Genomic DNA, 16,632 nt, shown 5'->3' on the forward strand with positions numbered 1-16,632 from the left:
GAGGTTTTCGTTACTGGCTTGCCAAGGCGGAACCGCTGGACGCCGCCTCGGTGAGGACCGCGTCGAGCGAGTCGAGGAGGGTGTTCACCTGTTCCTCGGACAGGCTGGGTTGGCAGGGCACGTTGATCTGCTGCTGGAACCACATCTGTTCGGCGACCGGGCATTCACCGAGGCGGTGCCCGCGGGCCCGCCATTCCGGCAGCAGGTGCAACGGGAAGTACCGCAGCTGGAACTGCACACCCCGCTCGGCGAGCCGCTCCACGATCAGATCGCGATCCAGGCCGGCGCTCGGGTCGAGGAAGAAGGTGTAGAGGTGGTACGCGTTCAGGACGTCCGGCGGCTCGGGGATGAGCCGGGCGAACGGGAACCGGGCCAGCACGGCGCTGATGCGCTCGGCGGTCTCCCGGCGCCGCTTGACCAGCCGGTCCAGCCGGCCGAGCTGGGCGATGCCCACCGCGGCGCTGGGTTCCGGCAGTGTCGCGTTGGTGCCGGAATAGCGGACCTCGAGGCAGCTGTGGGTGTAGGAATTGCCCGCGTGCAGCATCCACGGCCGGGCGCCGTCCCGTTCCCCTATTCGGCGGGGGGAACGCACGAAAACGGCGTCTGAATCGTTCGAGCGCATCCGGTCGAGCCGATTGCCCCATTCGTCGTCGTTGACCGTCACCATTCCGCCCTCACCGAGGGTGGTGATGTTCTTGCTCGAGTGGAAGCTGAAGCAGCCGATATCGGCCAGCGCCCCCGGACGTCTTCCGCGATAGACACTTCCGAGCGCGTGCGCGCAGTCCTCGATCACCCGGATGTCGTGCGCGCGGGCGATCCGCATGATCTCGTCCATGTCCGCGGGCAGGCCGCCGTAGTGGACGATCAGTATCGCGCGGGTTCGCCTGGTGATCAGCGATTCGATGCTCGCCGGATCCGCGTTGAGCGTATTCGGGTCGACATCGCAGAAGCGGACGTTGACCGGGAGGTCCAGCAACGGCTGGATCGTGGCCTTGTAGGTCTGCGGGGTCACGATCACTTCGTCGCCGGCACGCAGGTCGAGCAGATTGATGGCCAGCGAAAGGGCGACTGTGCCACTGGTCACCGACAGCGCGTGCCTGGTGCCGATCAGGTCGCGAAACCGCTGCTCGAAGGTCTCTCGATAGACGCCGCCGGAAAGCGGCAGGTCCGACTTCACGACCTCGGCGAGCGCGTCCAGTTCCTCATCACCGAGCAAACTGCCACGCTGCGGGTACGGGACGAGATAGTGATCTGGTGACATCCGAGTAACCACTTCTCCGTAGTTTCGGCGAGAGAGGCTGCAGTCTCCGGGCCTGAATCGGCCGCATCCCCAATCTTGCGGAGGAACGCTCCTGATCAGGTATTGGCCAATTGGTGTTGGCGGTTGTACGACCCCGCGCCGAGTACTAGGAGTTTTAGCACCAGAGATGTACTGAGCTGGACCCTGTTCTGCGTTACCGTCCTTTTCATGGGCGAACTGTGCGAAATCCTGCGGGAAATAGGCGTCGAAGAAAACGAGATCGCCGCGGATCGCCAGCTGCGATCCCACCTGGCCCTCGATTCGACCGAGACGGTCGAGCTGGAGGAGGAACTGCGCCGCCGGTTCGGCGTTGTGGTCGACCTGTGGGACAAGCACGACTACACGATCGCCGAGCTGGCGGCCCGGATCGACGACGCCCGCGCGCAGCGGGCCTGAGGGGAGAATTCCGGTGCGGGAGACGTTGAGCAGGATCGACCAGGGACGGGCGCGGCGCTACCGGCGGGAGGGGATCTGGGGCCCCGAGCGGGTGGACGAGACCGTGCTCGCGGGCGCGCTGTCCCGGCCCGGCGAACTCGCCCTGAGCTGCGGAGACCGGCGGCTCACCCACGGCGAACTCGCTGCCGCGGTGCGCGCCGCGGCGAAACGGCTCCACGCGCGCGGAATCCGGCGCGGTGACGCGGTGATCGTGCAGTTGCCGAACGAGCCGGAGCTGGTCGTGCTGACGCTCGCGCTGTCGAGCATCGGCGCCCCGCCGGTGCTGACGCCGACCGCCCTGCGGGACTACGAACTCGACCACATCGTGCGGATCACCCAGCCGGTCGCGATCGCCGTACCGGAGAAACTGGCGCGCTTCGACCACTTCGCGATGGCGCGGCGCCTGCGGGACGCCCACCCGTGCCTGCGCACCCTGCTGGTGTCCGATGTGGACGATGGGGACGCGGTCGGGCTGGCCGCCCTGTGCGCCCCGCCCGCGGCAGGGGAATCGCTGCCCGACGCCGAACCCGCCCAGCTCGACGATCCCGCGCTGTGCCTGCTCTCCAACGGAACCACCGGACCGCCGAAGGTGATCCCGCGGTTGCAGGAGGCCTACGACTACCAGCTGCGGGTCACCCCGGAAGTCGCGGGCGTGGGCCCCGATTCGGTGTACCTCGCGGTCATGCCCGCGACCCACGGGTTCGTGCTCGGCTGCCCGGGTGTGCTCGGCACGATCGGGGCCGGTGGCCGGGTGGTGCTCGGCGCGTCGGCCGAACCGGAGGCCGCGTTCGAACTGATCGAGCGGGAGCGGGTCACCCACACCACGCTGGTGCCCGCGCTGGCCGAGCGCTGGGTGGCGGCGGCCAAGGACACCGGGTACGACCTGTCCAGCCTGCGCGTTCTGCAGGTCGGCGGGGCCCGCCCGCGCCGCAGCCAGATCGAACAGGTGCCCGCGGTGCTCGGGTGCCGGGTGCAGCAGTGCTACGGGATGAGCGAGGGCCTGCTGAACTACACCGCCCTGGACGATCCGGACGACGTCGCTTTCGACACGCAGGGCCGGCCGGTCTCGCCGGTGGACGAGATCCGGATCGTGCGCGAGGACGGATCCGAGGCGGCGCCGGGGGAGGTCGGCGAACTGCTGACCCGCGGCCCGTACACGGTCGCCGGGTACTACGCCGATCCGGACGCCAACGCGAAGAACTTCACCGGGGACGGGTTCTACCGCACCGGCGATCTGGTCAGCGTGCACCAGCCGTCGGGTTCGCTCGTGGTGGAGGGCCGCAGCCGGGACGTGATCAACCGCGGTGGGGAGAAGATCCCGGCCGCGGAACTCGAACTGCTCGCCGCCGAGCACCCCGCGGTGGCGGCCGCCGCGGTGATCGGCGCGCCGCATCCGCGGTACGGCGAAGTCGTCTGCCTGTTCGTGGTCGCCCGGGACGGCGACACCGCGCCAGGACTGCGGGAGATCCGCCGGTTCCTGCAGGATCGGGGACTGGCCCGGTTCAAGCTGCCCGAGCGCATCGAGGTCGTCGACGCGCTCCCGTACCTCGGCATCGGCAAGGTCGACAAGAAAACCCTGCGCGCCAACGCCCACTTCGACTGATCATGCACTGATCCGAAAACAGAAGAATTTCCGCTGGGGAGCGGACTCGTTTCGGACGTGCGAGTTCCCCGTTTCGGTAGGCGAGTTCCCAGCCGGGCGCCCGGCGAGCGCGGCGCGAAGCCGCGCGCTGAGAAACCCCAGTGCAGGACTCGTGCTGGTGGCGGCCGAGCACGAGGGTAGGTCGTGAGTATTTCGGCCGGTCAGCACCGGTCTCCCCGCGGCTAAGTGCGGCACCTATTGGTCAGGAGGACCCGCCTGCGCACGGCAGCGCTGAATTGTCGGAGGTCGTGGCTATCCTTCGGGCATGCTCGATCACATCGGTGTTCAGGTGGCTGACGTCGAGGCGTCGCTCGCCTTCTACCTGCGTACGTTCGCCCCGATCGGTATCCGCGAGGTGATGCGCTTCCCGTACGGCGACAGTCTCGTCGTCGGCCTGTCCGGGTCTGACGGCAATCCGGACTTCTGGCTCAGTCCCGCCACCAGCACCGAGACTCGGGAACTGCATCTGGCTTTCCGCGCCCTCGACCGTCAGGCCGTGGACGCGGTGCATGAGGCCGCGGTGCGGGCGGGTGTCGAGGTGCTGCACGCTCCGCGCGAGTGGCCCGAGTACCACCCGGGTTACTACGGCGTGTTCCTGCGCGATCTCGACGGCCACAACGTCGAGGCCGTGTATCACGGTGACTAGGTCTCGGCCCCCGGCGAAGCCACCACCAGCGGCAACACATCAAACGTCACAATCTGCCGCTTGTGAGGCCAGGTCGCCGATGTGCCGCACTTGGCCGACGAAGTCATCCCTGTGCGTTGTCAGGTGCGGCCGTTGAGGGAGGTGACCAGGGGGCGCCTTCTTGGGTGGGTCGTGAGTGGTACGGGCGGTTCCAACCGCCCTAACCGGTCACGACCGCGCACTAGGGTTTCGGGACGTTCTTGGCCACCACCAGGGTGTCCTCGCGCCATTCGTCCCGGGTCTCGCCCGCCTGCGGGAACAGATCGTGCACCGCGGTGACCGACTCCCGCTGCGTGTGCTCGGTGAGGCCGCGGTTCTCCGTTTCCCAGGTGTCCAGCGCGAGTTCCACGTCCGCGCCGGCGGCCACGATCCGGGCGAGGTTGAGGGCGTTCATCATCGCGGTCCCCGCACCCTGCCCGATCGTCGGCGGCATCGCGTGCGCCGCGTCCCCGACGATCGCGACCCGGCCCGCCGACCACCGGGTCAGCCGCACCACCTCGTAGCGGTCGTATCGCGGCGCCTCCGGCAGTTCGGCCAGAACCGGCTCCAGGGTGGGGAAGGAGGCCGTCCAGACCGCGGGATCCAACGGCAGGCGCAACGCGCTGTCGTCGGCGGTCGCGCCGAGGAGGAGGTACAGGTCCTCGGTGTTGCACGGAACGTAGAGGACCCGGCGTTTTCGCGCGATGTTCCAGTAGTTCACGTAGTTGCGCCACCGGCCGTCCCGGCCCGGTGCGCGGTCGAGCGGCACCAGGAAGCGGTAGAGGCCGAAGTCGAACACCTGGTGCTCGTCGAGCAGGCCCAGCGAATCGCGGACCGCCGAACGGATCCCGTCCGCGCCCACCACGAGATCGGCCGTCCACCGCCGGCCGTCGGCGGTCACCAGTTCGCCGTCGCGCCCGGCGGCGATCGCGCGGGATCCGGTGCGGATCTCCACCCCCGCCGCCACGGCCTGCTCGTGCAGGGCCTCGAAGAGGTCCTGGCGGGTGAGCGTGATCATCCGCAGCCCGCCGGGGAGCGGGAACGGGCGCGTGCCCAGCTGGCTGCCCGCCGAATCGCATTCCTCCCACAACGAGGCCTCGTGGTAGCGGGACAGCGCCCGGTCGGTGGCCCCGAGTTCGTTGAGTACCTGGAGTCCGTTCTCCCACAAGAAGATTCCGGCCCCGAAGGCGCGTGGCTCGGGGCTTTGCTCGTGCACGCGGACCCGCCACCCCCGGCGGGCGAGTTCGGTGGCCACGGTCAGCCCGGCGAACCCGGCGCCCGCGATTTCCGCTGTTCGATTCATGCTGTTCAGGTCCCCGCTAATCGACGATCACGGCCTTGGAACGCATCAGGAACTCGCCGAGGTAGCCCTCGTGCGGCAGGCCCGGGCGCGTCCAGGTCGTCGGATGGTCCCCGATGTGGATCTTGCTGATGGTCGGCTCCTCGACCAGTGCCGTGATCAGCTCGGGGTCGTCGGTGACCGCGGTGAGCGCCAGCGTGTCGCGCAGCGGGGCCAGGCCGTCGGCACGCGACCAGGGCGCCACCCACACGCACGGGAAGCCCATTTCGATCCGCGCCTGCGGGGCGTCGGCCCGGTCGAGCAGGAACACCGCCGGGCGCAGCACCGCCGAGCCGTCGCCGAGTTCCTCGGCGATCGTGTCCCCGCCGAGCAACGCCTTCGCGTCACCCGCCTTCGCGTGCAGGTATTCGTCGATGGCGCGGGCGGTGTCGGCCTGGGTCACCGGCAGCGCCGCGCGCTCGTCGCCGGGCGGGAGCGAAGGCAACGCGCCCAGCCGCTCGGCGAGCGCCGCGGCCACGGGTGCGGGATCGCCCTCGACGAAGACCGCGGTGGCGTTGATGCAGCCGGTCCCGGCCTGGCTCGCGACCGAATCCACGATCGTGTCCAGGTGCCGCGTGAAGTCCGCGCCGGCGGTGAGCAGAACCTTCGACCGGCCGGGTCCCTGCGGCAGGACGAGGGTGCTGGCCTGGTACTTCTGGACCACCTCGTCGGCGCCGAACGCGATGGCCACGTCCGCTTCCGCGATCAGCCGGTCGGCCGTCGCGTGGTCGGTGGGCAGCAGCATGACCTGGTCGTCGCCGTAACCCGCCTGCCGGAGCGCGGCGACCAGCCGGTGCGGGGTGAACGGTTCGCGCCGGGACGGCCGCACCGCCACCCGGTAGCCGAGCGCCAGGGCCTCCAGCCACGCCGTGTGCACCGCGGGTGTGTTGGCCGGGGCGTGGACGACGAGCACCTCACCGCGTCGCGCCCACACCCCGGAGCCCAGTTTCGTGTTCGGATCCTGCCAGTCCTCCGCCGCACCGGCCGGGCGAGCCATACCGGCGCTCTCGTACGCCAGCGCGGCGTAGTCGCCGACCCGCCGCGTCGCCTCGCGCACCCCGGAGATCGGCATCCCGGACACCGCGGCCACGGTCCGCTGGAAGGAATCGGCGGAGACCCCGTCCACCGAGCCGTCGGCGAACAACCGGCCCGCCTCGGTCAGGAGTTCCCGGCGCCGGGCCGGTTCCGGCGCCCGCGCCTTGCGCAACGCCCGGATGCTGCGCTGCGCGAACAGCCAGGGCACCAGGCTCAGTTCGGCCACCGGGTTCGCCGCGACATCGGAGACCAGTTCCAGGTTGCGACTCCGGTACGGGCCGCTCGCGCCCAGCGCGTCCAGCCGGGCCAGCGGCGTGGAAACGGCCGGCACGTCAGTAAACCCCTTCGATCACCTTGGTGTCGCCGAACTCCTGGACCGGCTTGACTTCGGAGACCGCGTCGCCGGTGTACCCGCGCCCGTGCGGGTGCCGGGTCGCGACGTCCCGCTCCAGGTTGTTGGGCAGGAACAGGTTTCGCGTGATGTGGTGGGAAACGACCTGCCCGCGTTCGCCGTACGGCACGTTCTCGCCGGTTTCCGGGTCGATCACCGAGAACATCGAGAACGGGGAAGGCGGATCGAAGACCGCCGGCTCGCCGTCCGGCGTACCGGGCCGCTCCGGGATCCCGCAGAAGATCATCGTGCTGCCGAAGATGCCGACGATGTTGGCCTTCGGGAAGACCTCGGACCGCAGCAGCTGGCGGGTGTCCTCGTCCATGGACGCGCCGCTCCAGGTGATCGTGGCGACCTTCTCGTTGATCAGGTCCACCAGGTGATCGCGCGTGCAGACCGCCTCCAGCAGCGGCGGGGTGATGGCCAGGATGCCGATGTCCTGGCTCTGCAGGATCCACTCCATCTGGTCGACGAGATGGTTGACGTAGGCCTTGAGCTCGTCCACGGCGCCGCGGGCGACGCAGCCCTTCGCCCAGCGCGGGTCCAGGTCGAGGGTGAAGAAGATGCCGCCGAAGCGCGCCGCGGTGTCCCGGGCGAGCGAGCCGACCATATGCGGTCCGGCCGGCACCACGCCGAGCCAGTTGGCGCCGGGGGTGACCCCGTGCTCGGTCAGCCGGTCGTAGTACCAGGACCAGGACTGCTCCCGGACGTCGGGCAGGACGAACACCCGCTTGGGCGTCCCGGTGGTGCCCCCGCTCTCGCCCACGACCGGCGCCGAGTCGATGCCGAGGGCTTGGTATCCCTTCGGCACCAGGCTTTCCAGCCGGATGTCGCGGAGTTCGTCGACGATGTTCGGGAACAGCGTCAGATCGTCCACGGTCCGGACGTCCTTGCGCGGATCGAAGTCGAGGGACTTCGCGCGCTCCAGCCAGAACTCCGAACCGGTCTTCGGGTCGAAATGCCAGGCCACCGCCTCTTGGACGAGATCGGCTGCGTCGGGCGGGCTACCCCATGCCATGTCCAGTGCGGATGCGGCACGTGCGGTCATAGCCTCACTCCTTGCGTTCGTGGTGGGTGGCCGGTCGACCCGGACGCGGATGGCGGCCTCGTCCCAGGATGAGCGCTGACCCCGCAAAAGTCCCTGCGGTAGTACCGAAGTCTTTGCCGAAGGCCCAAGCCCGGGGGGTTGACGTGCGGCGAGCACACCCGGCCGCCGCGGGTGTTGAGACTTCAATTCCATCGAGAACATTTCACTCCCGGTGCACGGTATTTCTCTCGGTGTATGCGAATTTGGGTGAGTTTCCAACTTTCGGCGATTTCCTGCGATTATCGCACGCACGACTGGAATTTCCCCTAGCTAACGTTTGACGCGATCCGTCGTTCGTCGTGCGACAATCTTGGTGAAAGATCTTTTATTTGTCGCGCGTGTATTTGCGACCCGAAATCATTCTTACGCGATCGAGGTATTTTCATGCCCGAATTCAAGACCAGAGTCCTGATCACCGGTGCTGGACCGGTGGGGCTGTCCACCGCCTTCTTCCTCGCCTGTCAGGGGATCCGCCCCGTCGTCATCGAGAAGCGAGCGGCGACCTCGGTGTACCCGCGGGCGTCGACGAGCATGCGCACGCTGGAGATATTCCGTTCGTTCGGCCTCGCCCCGCAGCTCGGCCGATTGGGCTGGGTCAACTACGGTCCTTCGCGCGCGGTGTACATGGACTGCGCCGTGGGAACCACGTTCGCCGAATCCGAGGCGCCGCCGAGCCACACCCGGCGGTTGGAGGAGTGCAGCCCGGCCGAATCCCGGATGGTGCCGCAGAACCTGCTGGAAGTGGTGCTGCTGCGGGAAGTGCGTCGCCGCGGGGGAGAGGTGCGGTTCGACACCCGGCTGACCGGGTTCGAGCAGAACGGATCCGGCGTGCGCGCCACGCTGGCCGACACGCGCAGCGGTGCGAGTTCCGAGGTTCGCGCCGAGTACCTGGTCGCCGCGGATGGCGCCAACAGCGATGTCCGGGACATGCTCGGCATCGGGATGCCCGACCGGGAGGTCGCCGGGCATCTCACCACCGCGTTCCACCAGACCGACCTCGGCCCGATCATGCACAAATGGCGCGCCCACCTCTGCCTGGTGCGCAACGACGAGGTGTACTCCACCCTGTATTCGTTCGACGGGCGCGACAAGTGGTCCACCCATTTCCTGGGGTATCCGGGCAAACCGGACGGTCCGGCCGAACTCGGCGCGGACCTGATCGCGAAACTGCTGCGCGCGACCATCGGCGACGACACCGTCACCAGCAACGTCATCTCGGCGAATCCCTGGGTGGCCCAGATCGGCATCGCGTCGTCCTTCCGGCGGGGCAGGGTCTTCCTGGCGGGTGACTCGGCCCATGTGCAGACGTCCGCGGGCGGGCTCGGGATGAACACCGGTATCCAGGACGGGCACAATCTGGCCTGGAAACTCGCCGCGGTCCTGCAGGGGCAGGCGGACGCGAAGTTGTTGGACACTTACGAACCGGAACGCCAAGCCGCCGCCCTGGACTCCCTCCGGCTGTCCCGGAACCAGTTCCGGGCCTTCGTGGGCGATTCGGAAAGCGCGGAATCGGTGCACGAATCGACCTCCACCGACTACCTGCGCGGTCTGATGTTCTACCGCTATCAATCCGCCGCGATTCTCGGCGAGAACAACGGCGACGGCGAACTCGGCGTCCTCGACGACGACGCACGACCGGGTTACCGCCTGCCCCATTGCTGGCTCTCGGAAAACGGCGATACCCTTTCCACAGTGGACGTGTCGGGCGGGGGCTGGCTGCTGCTCGCGCGGTCGGACGGGCACGATTGGCTGTCCGCGGCCGTGGACGCCGGGCGGACCTGGGGGATCGACCTCCGCGCGCATCGGGTCACACCCGACGGCCGCGACGGCGCGCTCGGCGACCGGGACGGGAAGTTCGCGGAAGTGGCCGGATTCGGCCCGGAGGGAGCGGTGCTGGTACGGCCGGACGGGTTCGTCGCCTGGCGGAGCACGGGCGCGGTCTCGGACCCGTCGCGCCGGCTCACCGAGGCCGTCGGCCGGGTCCTCGGCCGCGTCTGACGCCGGTCGCCCAGACCGGTGGCGTCATCCGGTCCGGTTGTAGAACCGGGCGATGGCGCCACCGGGTGTTGACGAACTTTGGTACGAATTTCCACCGAATAATCTTGGGTCCACTGTTTCGATCGGCTTTTCGGGTTTACAACCGGGGACCTAGTCTCGTTGTCGCGACCGAGTGCGGCTGATAATCTTTCCGTTACCGCATGTCGGGGAATGCGAAAACGAAAGTTGAGTGAATTTGATGCACTCGGGTCCGGGGCCGGTCTGATGACCGTCGAGCTGGAACCGGTCAACGGCACGGCGGTGCCGGACCTCCGGCACGAGCTCGCGGCGCGGTTCACCGGTGGCCACGCGAACCGCCTTTCCGGCCGCGCGGCGGAACTGCGGATACTCGAGCAGCAACTGGCGGCCATCGAACGCGGGCCGGTCGTCCTCGTCGAAGGGGGCATGGGCACCGGAAAGACCGCCCTGCTGCGGGCGGGCGCCCGGGCGGCGCGGGAACGCGGTTTCCGCGTGCTGCAGGCCGCGTGCAGTTCTTACGAAGCGGACTTCCCGCTCCAGCTCGTCCGCCGGTTGGGCGACGGCGTGCTACGGGATGCCGCGCCGTCCGGGGACGCGGCGGACGGCCGGGCGGCCCTGCGCGAGGCCGGCGCCCTGCTGTTCGAGCGCATCCGGGAGCTGGCGCGGTTGCGCCCGGTGCTCCTGGTCGTCGACGACCTGCAGTGGTGCGATCTCGGTTCGCTGCACTGCCTGGCGTTTCTGGTCCGCCGGTTGACCGGGCATTCCGTCGGAATCCTGGCGTCCCGGCTGAGCGGCAGCCAGAGCGCCGATCCGGTGCTGGTCGACGAGTTGCTGCGCGCCCACCACCCCTGCGTGCGGATCAACCTGGAACCGCTCGGTGAGACCGCCACCGGGATCCTGCTCGAAGCCGCGCTCGGGCTCGCGGCGGCCGGTCAGCGTCCCGCCGTCACCCGCTGGACCGGGGGAAACCCCTTTCTGCTCGGCGAGGTGCTGTCGGTGCTCACCCGGCACGGGGAAGCCGGCACGCCGGTCACCGAGATCGCGCCGCCCAGCGTGCACACCTGGCTGCGCAGCCGGGTTCCGGCCGCGCCGCGGTGCCTCGACGTGCTCCGGGCCCTGGCCATCCTGGGCAGCCAGGCGACCACCGCGCTGATCGCGGCCACCGCGGGGATACCGGTGCTGGAGGCGGCCCAGGCCGTGCGGACGCTGGCCGACCTGGGACTCATCCGGCCGGGCGAGGTGCCCACCTTCACCCAGCCGATGGTGCGCGCGGCCGTGCTCAACGCGATTCCGCTGGAGGAACGGGCGCGGCTGTACCTGTCCGGCGCCGAGCGCCTTCGGGAAGTCGGCACCCCGGACGACAAGGTGATCGCCTACCTGCTGGCGAGCCACGCCGTCGAATACTCCTGCACGACCGATCTGCTGCTGGCCGCGGTGCGGCGCATGGTCGAGGGCAAGCCGGTGCACGAACGCGTCGTGCGGCTCCGGCATGTGCTGTCCCACCACGTATCGGCGGGCGTCCGGGCGCAGCTGTTGCCGCTCCTCGGCGAGGCCGAACTCGACCTCGACCCGGTGGCGGCCGAAGCCCGGCTCGCCGAGGCCCACCGGCTCACCAGCGAACCGGTGGCGCGCGGCCGGATCGCGTTCCAGCGCGCGACCGCCCTGCACGCGCTGGATCGGGGCGCCGAGGCCGTCGACCTGCTGCGGACCGCCGCGGAAGAACTCGCCCGGAGCGGGCGGAACGCGGGCGGCCTCCGCGACCGGATGGCCGTGCACCTGGCCGCCCTCGCCGCGGACGATCCCGAGTCGGCCTCGGCGGCGCCACCCGAGCGGCTCGCCGAACCGGCCCGGCGGATCGTCGCGGTCCTGAGCGGCACCGTCCCCGGAGACACCGCCCCGCCGCTCAACGACGCGTGGCAGCTCCTGCGCCCGGCCGATCCGCTCGGCCTGCCCGTCGCCTGGCTCGCCCTCACCCGCGCGCTGATCTCGGCCGGGGCGCGGACCCGGATCCTGCCGTACGCCACCGCCTGGGCCGCCGCACGCAACCAGGGACCGCTCCGGGAGGGGCTCGCGCGCGCGGCGCACGCCGAAATCCTGTTACTGCTCGGCCAGGTCGAACCGGCGGCCGCCGAATCCACGGTCGCGTTGTCCCGGCTTTCCGCGCTCGGTGCTCCCCGGCCGCGGGGCGTTCTGGCGCTGGCCCTGCCACCGCTGATCGAAACGCTCGTCGAGCGCGACGAACTCGACGCGGCCGTCCGCGTGCTGTCCGAGGCGGGGCTCGACGGCGAACTGCCGCCGCGCCGGGACCACGCGCCGCTGCTGGTGAGCCGCGGGAAACTCAGATACGCGTACGGGGACGCGGAAAGCGGCCTCGCGGACATGGTGAGCGCGGGCCGGTGCGAAGCCGAGCGCGGCGGAACTCCGGCACTCGTGTCGTGGCGGGCGGCGGCCGTGCCGGCGCTGGTGGAACTCGGGCGGCAGGAGACCGCGCGCGAACTGGCTCAGGCGGAACTCGTCCAGGCGCGGGGCCGGGTGCACGATCGACCCGCGCTGGGCGTCGCGCTGCGGGCGGCGGGCCAGGCGGCCGGGGGAGCGGCCGGGGTGGAACTGCTGGGTGAATCGGTCACCGTGCTCGAAGAATCCGGCGCGCCGCTCGAGCTGGCGCGGTCCCTCGGCGAACTGGGGACGGCGTTGTGCCGGCTCGGCCGGTTGCCCGGCGCCCGGGACCGGCTCCGGCGCGCCTGCGCGCTGGCGGAGAAGGCGGGCGCCATCCGGTTGCGGCGGCTGCTCGAGCGCCAGCTCCGGGACGCCGGTGGGCGGGTCCGCGGGCGGATCCAGGGCCTGGAGTCGCTCACCGCGAGCGAACGCCGGATCGCGCGGCTCGCCGCGGCCGGTCGCACGAATCGGGAGATCGCCGAGGAACTGTTCGTCACCCGGCGCGCGGTGGAGATGCACCTGACGCAGATCTACCGCAAGCTGGACATCCGCGGTCGCCGCGAGCTCAACCGGGAATGGCTGGGCCGGTTCTGACGCACGCGCCGGGTCAGCCGCCGCTCGCTCGGCGGAAGGGCTGGAGCCGCAGGTGGTAGTCGCGGCGGTAGCGGCCGCTGAGGATCTCGTCGGCGCGTTCCCGCAGATGCTCGCGGTAGTCGGGGCAGTCGGAGACCCGGTCGTGCACGCACCGCAGAATGTGCGAGAGGAACGTCTTGACGTGCGTCGCCTGTTCGATGAGTTGATCGAGTTCGGCGACGCGGGCGGAGGCCACCTTTTTCGTCTCGTCCATACTGGCCGACGAGTTGTTGATCAGCTGGGCCATTTCCTTGATCGAGAATCCGGCCTCCTGCCAGAAATCGATGGCGGCCAGTTGCAGCAAGCCCTGTTCGTCGAAGACCCGGCGCCCGCCGGAGCGACCGACCGGGGTCAGCAGCCCTTCCCGCTCGTAGTAGCGCAGCGCGGAAGGCTGTACCCTGGCAAGTTCCGCCAGTTCGCCGATGTCCAGGCGAATTTCCTCGTTCCCGTCGGGATCGCTCATTAGGTTGAAGTCTACTTCAATCCGTATCCACTGGCTAGCTGGGCTAATCGGGTGCCGCGCATTGCTCCATCCGGCGGTGGTGGACGAGCGGGCTTGCCAGGCGTGTTTCGGCGGCGGTTCCTCCGGGGCGCTGCGATCAATCCGGTTCGCCGCATTTATCCGTGGTTCGGCGGACGTTCTACAACCAGCGGACGAGTTGAATTTCCGGCCCCGGCCTTGACAATTACTTCGGCCGATAGGTGAATTACTAATCATGGATGAGGCTTATGAGTATCAGCGCGGTATCGACGCGATCTGGCCCGATACCGAGCACCTGTTGCCGGAGACGGTCACCAAGGAACTGGCCACCCTGACCGAGGAGAACGACCGGACGGGACGCCTGGCCGATCGCAGCATCGAGGCGCTGCGGGAGGCCGGGTATTTCGGCCTGCCGGTGCCGAGCGACTTCCAGGGCGGCGGCGCGACCCTGGTCGAGTGCTGCGCGGTGCAGCGCCGGATCGGCGCGGCCGATCCGGCGCTGTCCATCGGCGCGAATATGCACCTGTTTTCGCTCGGATTCATGGTCGAACATTGGATTCGGCATCGCGACGAATCATGGGTATTGCTGGAGGAAACCGCCAGCAAGAGCAGGATTGTCGGATCCGCATTCGCGGAACCGGGGCTGGGCGGCAGTTTGACCCGATCGAATTGCACGGCCCGCCGGATCGGTGACAAATGGGTTACCAGCGGTGTCAAGGTGCCGTGCTCGCTGGCAGAGCGCAGCGACGTGCTCTGCCTGCAGATGGTCGACGAAGCCGGTGGGCCGGAGAGCCTGCTGGTGGCGCTGGTGCCGACCGATCTGCCGGGGATCACCGTCGAGCGCACGTGGAACACCCTGGGCATGCGGGCGTCGGAGTCGGACACGGTGCGGATGACCGACGCCGAGATCTCCGACGACATGATCATCCACCGCAGCGCGCCCGGTTCGGTCGGCGACGAGGTCTTCGCGGCCGGCGTGGGCTGGTTCTGCACCACGGCCACCGCGTGCTACCTCGGGGTCGTGTCCGCGGCCATCGACCAGGCCCGCAAGGCGCTCGCGAACTCCAAGATCAGCCACATCGGGGCGACGCGGGCCGCGCTGCCCTCGTTCCAGTCCACGCTCGGCGAGATCTACACCGAAGTGCTGCCGCTGGAGACCGCCTGCGCGGGGCTCGCGCAGCAGCTGGAGGAGCGCAAGACCGATCCCCGGAGCCTGGTGCCGACCGCGCTGGCCCTGCGGCACCAGTCGGTGGAGAAGGCGATCCGGGCGGTGGAGATGGCCTCGGAGCTGGTCGGGGTCGCGTCGTATTCCGCGAAGGGGGCGGCGTCGCGCCTGGTCCGGGACGTGCACGCGGTCCGCTTCCACCCGCCGACCAGGTTCGTCACCCGCCAGTTGCTCGGCCGGTGGGCGCTCGGCCTGCCGTGGAGCTTCGAGTTGACGGAGCAGCCGATGGAGGACGTGCTGCGTTGACACGGCCGCTCGGGGTGGCGGGACCGGCCGCGTGCTGGGCACAGCCGGTCCCGCCACCCGAAATCACGGGACGAGGCGCTTTCCGTCCCCGTCGCGCAGCACGGTGCACACCGACCGCAGCGCCGCCTCGGTGCGCTCGATGTCCTCGTCGGTCAGGTAGATCGACGGTTCGAAGCGCACGAAGTTCCAGCCGGGACCGGCCGGAAGCACGCGGATCCGGTGTTCGCGCAGGATGTAACCGGCGATGAGGAAGCCGAGGACTCCGGACTGGGCCTTCTCCCGGATGATTTCCGAAGCCGCGTTCGACTGGTCCTGCAGCTCCACCGCCAGCATGAGGCCGAGCCCCCAGACCTCCTTGAGCACCTCGGGGAAGTCCGCCCGCACCGCGTTGAGCATCGCGATCAGGCGCTCGCCGCGCTCCGCGGCGAGCCGGTAGGCCCGGCCGTCGTCGGCCTCCAGCATGTCCAGCACCTTGAGGGCGATGGCTCCGGAGAAGCCGTCCTTCGCGAACGTCGAACTGTGGATCACCTCGAACTCCGGGCGGAACCGGTCCTGGCGCACGAGCACGACGGAGTTCTTGGCGATCCCGCCGCCGATGCTCTTGGCCAGCGTGTAGTAGTCGCCCCGCAGCCCCATGTGGGAACTGGCGAGGAACGCACCGGACCGACCCATACCGCTCTGCACCTCGTCGACGACGAGAGGGCAGCCGAGGGCCTCGCAGACCTTCTCGATCTCGCGCGCGAACTCCGCGGTGACCGGTTTCATCCCGGCGCCGCCGCGGATCGGCTCGACGAAGAACGCGCCGACGGCCGGGAAATCCCGTTCGACGACCCGGACCACGCCCGCCTCGACCACGACGTCGTACAGGCTCTTGCGCTCGTCCTCGATGATCTTCGCGAGGACCTCGGGCTGGTCGACCGGGACGAATCGCGCCGAGGAGGCCAGGGAGGTGAACGGGGCCCGCCACTGCTCGTTCTGGGTGAGCTGGATGCTGCCGACCAGCTTGCCGTGGAACGCGCCTTCCAGGGTGAGGTACACCGGAGGCTGGGCGAGCCGTTCGGCGTTCCGGCGTTCGATCTCGGCGATCAGGCTCTCGAAATCGTGAGCGCCCCGACCGCTGGCCACGACGATCGCGTCGTCGGCGACGGTGGCGGAACCCGCCCGGACCGCCTCGCGTGCCTCGTCGAGGTGCGCGGTGATCTCCGCGGTGAGTTCGGCGATCCGGCCCTGCCGTTCGAGCTCGGCGTGCTTCATGCAGATCTCGATCGCCTCGGCGCCGCTGTTGGCGAATACCGCGGAATAGGGCTCATTGGTGCCCGTTTCACGGTGGATGATCTCGTTCAGCTTGGTGGCGATCCGATTGGCATGCGATTGGACCGACAGTTGCGCGTGCACCGGGTATTGGGTATCCAGCGCCGATTTGGCGTGCGCCACGATCTCCGGGTGGTGGTGGCCGAAGATCAGGGAACCGAATCCGCAGGCGTGATCGAGAACCGGGACCTCCTGGCCGTTTTCGTCCAGGTAGTACAGCGTGTTGCCCTCGGCACGAACGTACTCGACCCCGAGTCCCATACCGGACAGCCACTCGTTCAGGAGGGAGTCCGCGAAGGCGGGCTCAAGGGATGAAGCACTCATTGCTACCTCTTTCTGTTACCGGGTGACGACAACTTGTGTGTGATTCACCTGCGTCGGTTGCTGCCAT

The 16,632-nt window shown here is 69.3% G+C and carries 12 protein-coding genes; 6 read left to right on the forward strand and 6 right to left on the reverse strand.

Annotated features, from left to right (window positions below; all coding sequences use genetic code 11):
* Positions 1-10 precede the first annotated feature (10 nt).
* Positions 11-1,261 (reverse strand): DegT/DnrJ/EryC1/StrS aminotransferase family protein, encoded by a 1,251-nt coding sequence (locus tag FXO23_RS33395; RefSeq protein WP_158889667.1) that lies wholly within the window; start codon positions 1,259-1,261, stop codon positions 11-13.
* Positions 1,262-1,468: 207 nt separating this feature from the next.
* On the opposite strand from FXO23_RS33395, the gene FXO23_RS51135 reads away from it, so the two are divergent.
* From FXO23_RS51135 to FXO23_RS33405, 3 genes are all read left to right on the forward strand, one after another.
* A complete protein-coding gene (locus FXO23_RS51135; RefSeq protein WP_218952223.1) occupies positions 1,469-1,696 on the forward strand; it encodes a phosphopantetheine-binding protein in 228 nt (75 codons plus the stop codon).
* Positions 1,697-1,709: 13 nt separating this feature from the next.
* Complete coding sequence (locus FXO23_RS33400; protein WP_218952224.1) at positions 1,710-3,338, forward strand: (2,3-dihydroxybenzoyl)adenylate synthase; 1,629 nt, start codon at positions 1,710-1,712, stop codon at positions 3,336-3,338.
* Positions 3,339-3,642: 304 nt separating this feature from the next.
* Complete coding sequence (locus FXO23_RS33405; RefSeq protein ID WP_158889669.1) at positions 3,643-4,023, forward strand: VOC family protein; 381 nt, start codon at positions 3,643-3,645, stop codon at positions 4,021-4,023.
* Positions 4,024-4,243: 220 nt separating this feature from the next.
* Here the strand turns inward: FXO23_RS33405 and FXO23_RS33410 are convergent, their stop codons facing one another.
* Genes FXO23_RS33410 through FXO23_RS33420 form a run of 3 tightly spaced genes read right to left on the reverse strand, consistent with a single transcriptional unit; the run spans position 4,244 to position 7,854 of the window.
* On the reverse strand, positions 4,244-5,344 hold the full coding sequence (locus FXO23_RS33410) for an FAD-dependent oxidoreductase (RefSeq protein ID WP_158889671.1): 1,101 nt from the start codon (positions 5,342-5,344) through the stop codon (positions 4,244-4,246).
* Positions 5,345-5,360: 16 nt separating this feature from the next.
* Entirely contained in the window at positions 5,361-6,746 is a 1,386-nt protein-coding gene (locus FXO23_RS33415; protein ID WP_158889673.1) for an aldehyde dehydrogenase family protein, read from the reverse strand.
* A 1-nt stretch (position 6,747) separates the two neighbouring features.
* Positions 6,748-7,854 (reverse strand): phenylacetate--CoA ligase family protein, encoded by a 1,107-nt coding sequence (locus FXO23_RS33420; protein ID WP_158889675.1) that lies wholly within the window; start codon positions 7,852-7,854, stop codon positions 6,748-6,750.
* 423 nt (positions 7,855-8,277) lie between these two features.
* On the opposite strand from FXO23_RS33420, the gene FXO23_RS33425 reads away from it, so the two are divergent.
* Both FXO23_RS33425 and FXO23_RS33430 read left to right on the forward strand, forming a co-directional pair.
* Positions 8,278-9,891: an FAD-dependent monooxygenase gene (locus FXO23_RS33425; RefSeq protein WP_158889677.1), complete on the forward strand. Its 1,614-nt coding sequence runs from the start codon at positions 8,278-8,280 to the stop codon at positions 9,889-9,891.
* Positions 9,892-10,155: 264 nt separating this feature from the next.
* Positions 10,156-12,939: an AAA family ATPase gene (locus tag FXO23_RS33430; protein ID WP_158889679.1), complete on the forward strand. Its 2,784-nt coding sequence runs from the start codon at positions 10,156-10,158 to the stop codon at positions 12,937-12,939.
* A 13-nt stretch (positions 12,940-12,952) separates the two neighbouring features.
* On the opposite strand, the gene FXO23_RS33435 is transcribed toward FXO23_RS33430, so the two are convergent.
* Positions 12,953-13,441 carry a MerR family transcriptional regulator gene (locus FXO23_RS33435; RefSeq protein ID WP_158889681.1) on the reverse strand — a complete coding sequence of 163 codons (489 nt, stop codon included), beginning with the start codon at positions 13,439-13,441 and terminating at the stop codon, positions 12,953-12,955.
* Positions 13,442-13,694: 253 nt separating this feature from the next.
* Here FXO23_RS33435 and FXO23_RS33440 point away from each other — a divergent pair, with 253 nt between their 5' ends.
* Positions 13,695-14,930 (forward strand): acyl-CoA dehydrogenase family protein, encoded by a 1,236-nt coding sequence (locus FXO23_RS33440; RefSeq protein ID WP_158889683.1) that lies wholly within the window; start codon positions 13,695-13,697, stop codon positions 14,928-14,930.
* A 63-nt stretch (positions 14,931-14,993) separates the two neighbouring features.
* Here the strand turns inward: FXO23_RS33440 and FXO23_RS33445 are convergent, their stop codons facing one another.
* Positions 14,994-16,565 carry an aspartate aminotransferase family protein gene (locus FXO23_RS33445; RefSeq protein ID WP_158889685.1) on the reverse strand — a complete coding sequence of 524 codons (1,572 nt, stop codon included), beginning with the start codon at positions 16,563-16,565 and terminating at the stop codon, positions 14,994-14,996.
* Positions 16,566-16,632: the final 67 nt, after the last annotated feature.

Origin of the sequence: Amycolatopsis anabasis, from assembly GCF_009765355.1 — a bacterium.
GTDB classification, from domain to species: Bacteria; Actinomycetota; Actinomycetes; order Mycobacteriales; family Pseudonocardiaceae; genus Amycolatopsis; species Amycolatopsis anabasis.

Coding starts and splice junctions, on each gene's coding strand:
- FXO23_RS33395 (WP_158889667.1), bottom strand. CDS start 1,261: ATGTCACCAGATCACTATCTCGTCCCGTACCCGCAGCGTGGCAGTTTG.
- FXO23_RS51135 (WP_218952223.1), top strand. CDS start 1,469: ATGGGCGAACTGTGCGAAATCCTGCGGGAAATAGGCGTCGAAGAAAAC.
- FXO23_RS33405 (WP_158889669.1), top strand. CDS start 3,643: ATGCTCGATCACATCGGTGTTCAGGTGGCTGACGTCGAGGCGTCGCTC.
- FXO23_RS33410 (WP_158889671.1), bottom strand. CDS start 5,344: ATGAATCGAACAGCGGAAATCGCGGGCGCCGGGTTCGCCGGGCTGACC.
- FXO23_RS33420 (WP_158889675.1), bottom strand. CDS start 7,854: ATGACCGCACGTGCCGCATCCGCACTGGACATGGCATGGGGTAGCCCG.
- FXO23_RS33425 (WP_158889677.1), top strand. CDS start 8,278: ATGCCCGAATTCAAGACCAGAGTCCTGATCACCGGTGCTGGACCGGTG.
- FXO23_RS33430 (WP_158889679.1), top strand. CDS start 10,156: ATGACCGTCGAGCTGGAACCGGTCAACGGCACGGCGGTGCCGGACCTC.
- FXO23_RS33435 (WP_158889681.1), bottom strand. CDS start 13,441: ATGAGCGATCCCGACGGGAACGAGGAAATTCGCCTGGACATCGGCGAA.
- FXO23_RS33440 (WP_158889683.1), top strand. CDS start 13,695: ATGGATGAGGCTTATGAGTATCAGCGCGGTATCGACGCGATCTGGCCC.
- FXO23_RS33445 (WP_158889685.1), bottom strand. CDS start 16,565: ATGAGTGCTTCATCCCTTGAGCCCGCCTTCGCGGACTCCCTCCTGAAC.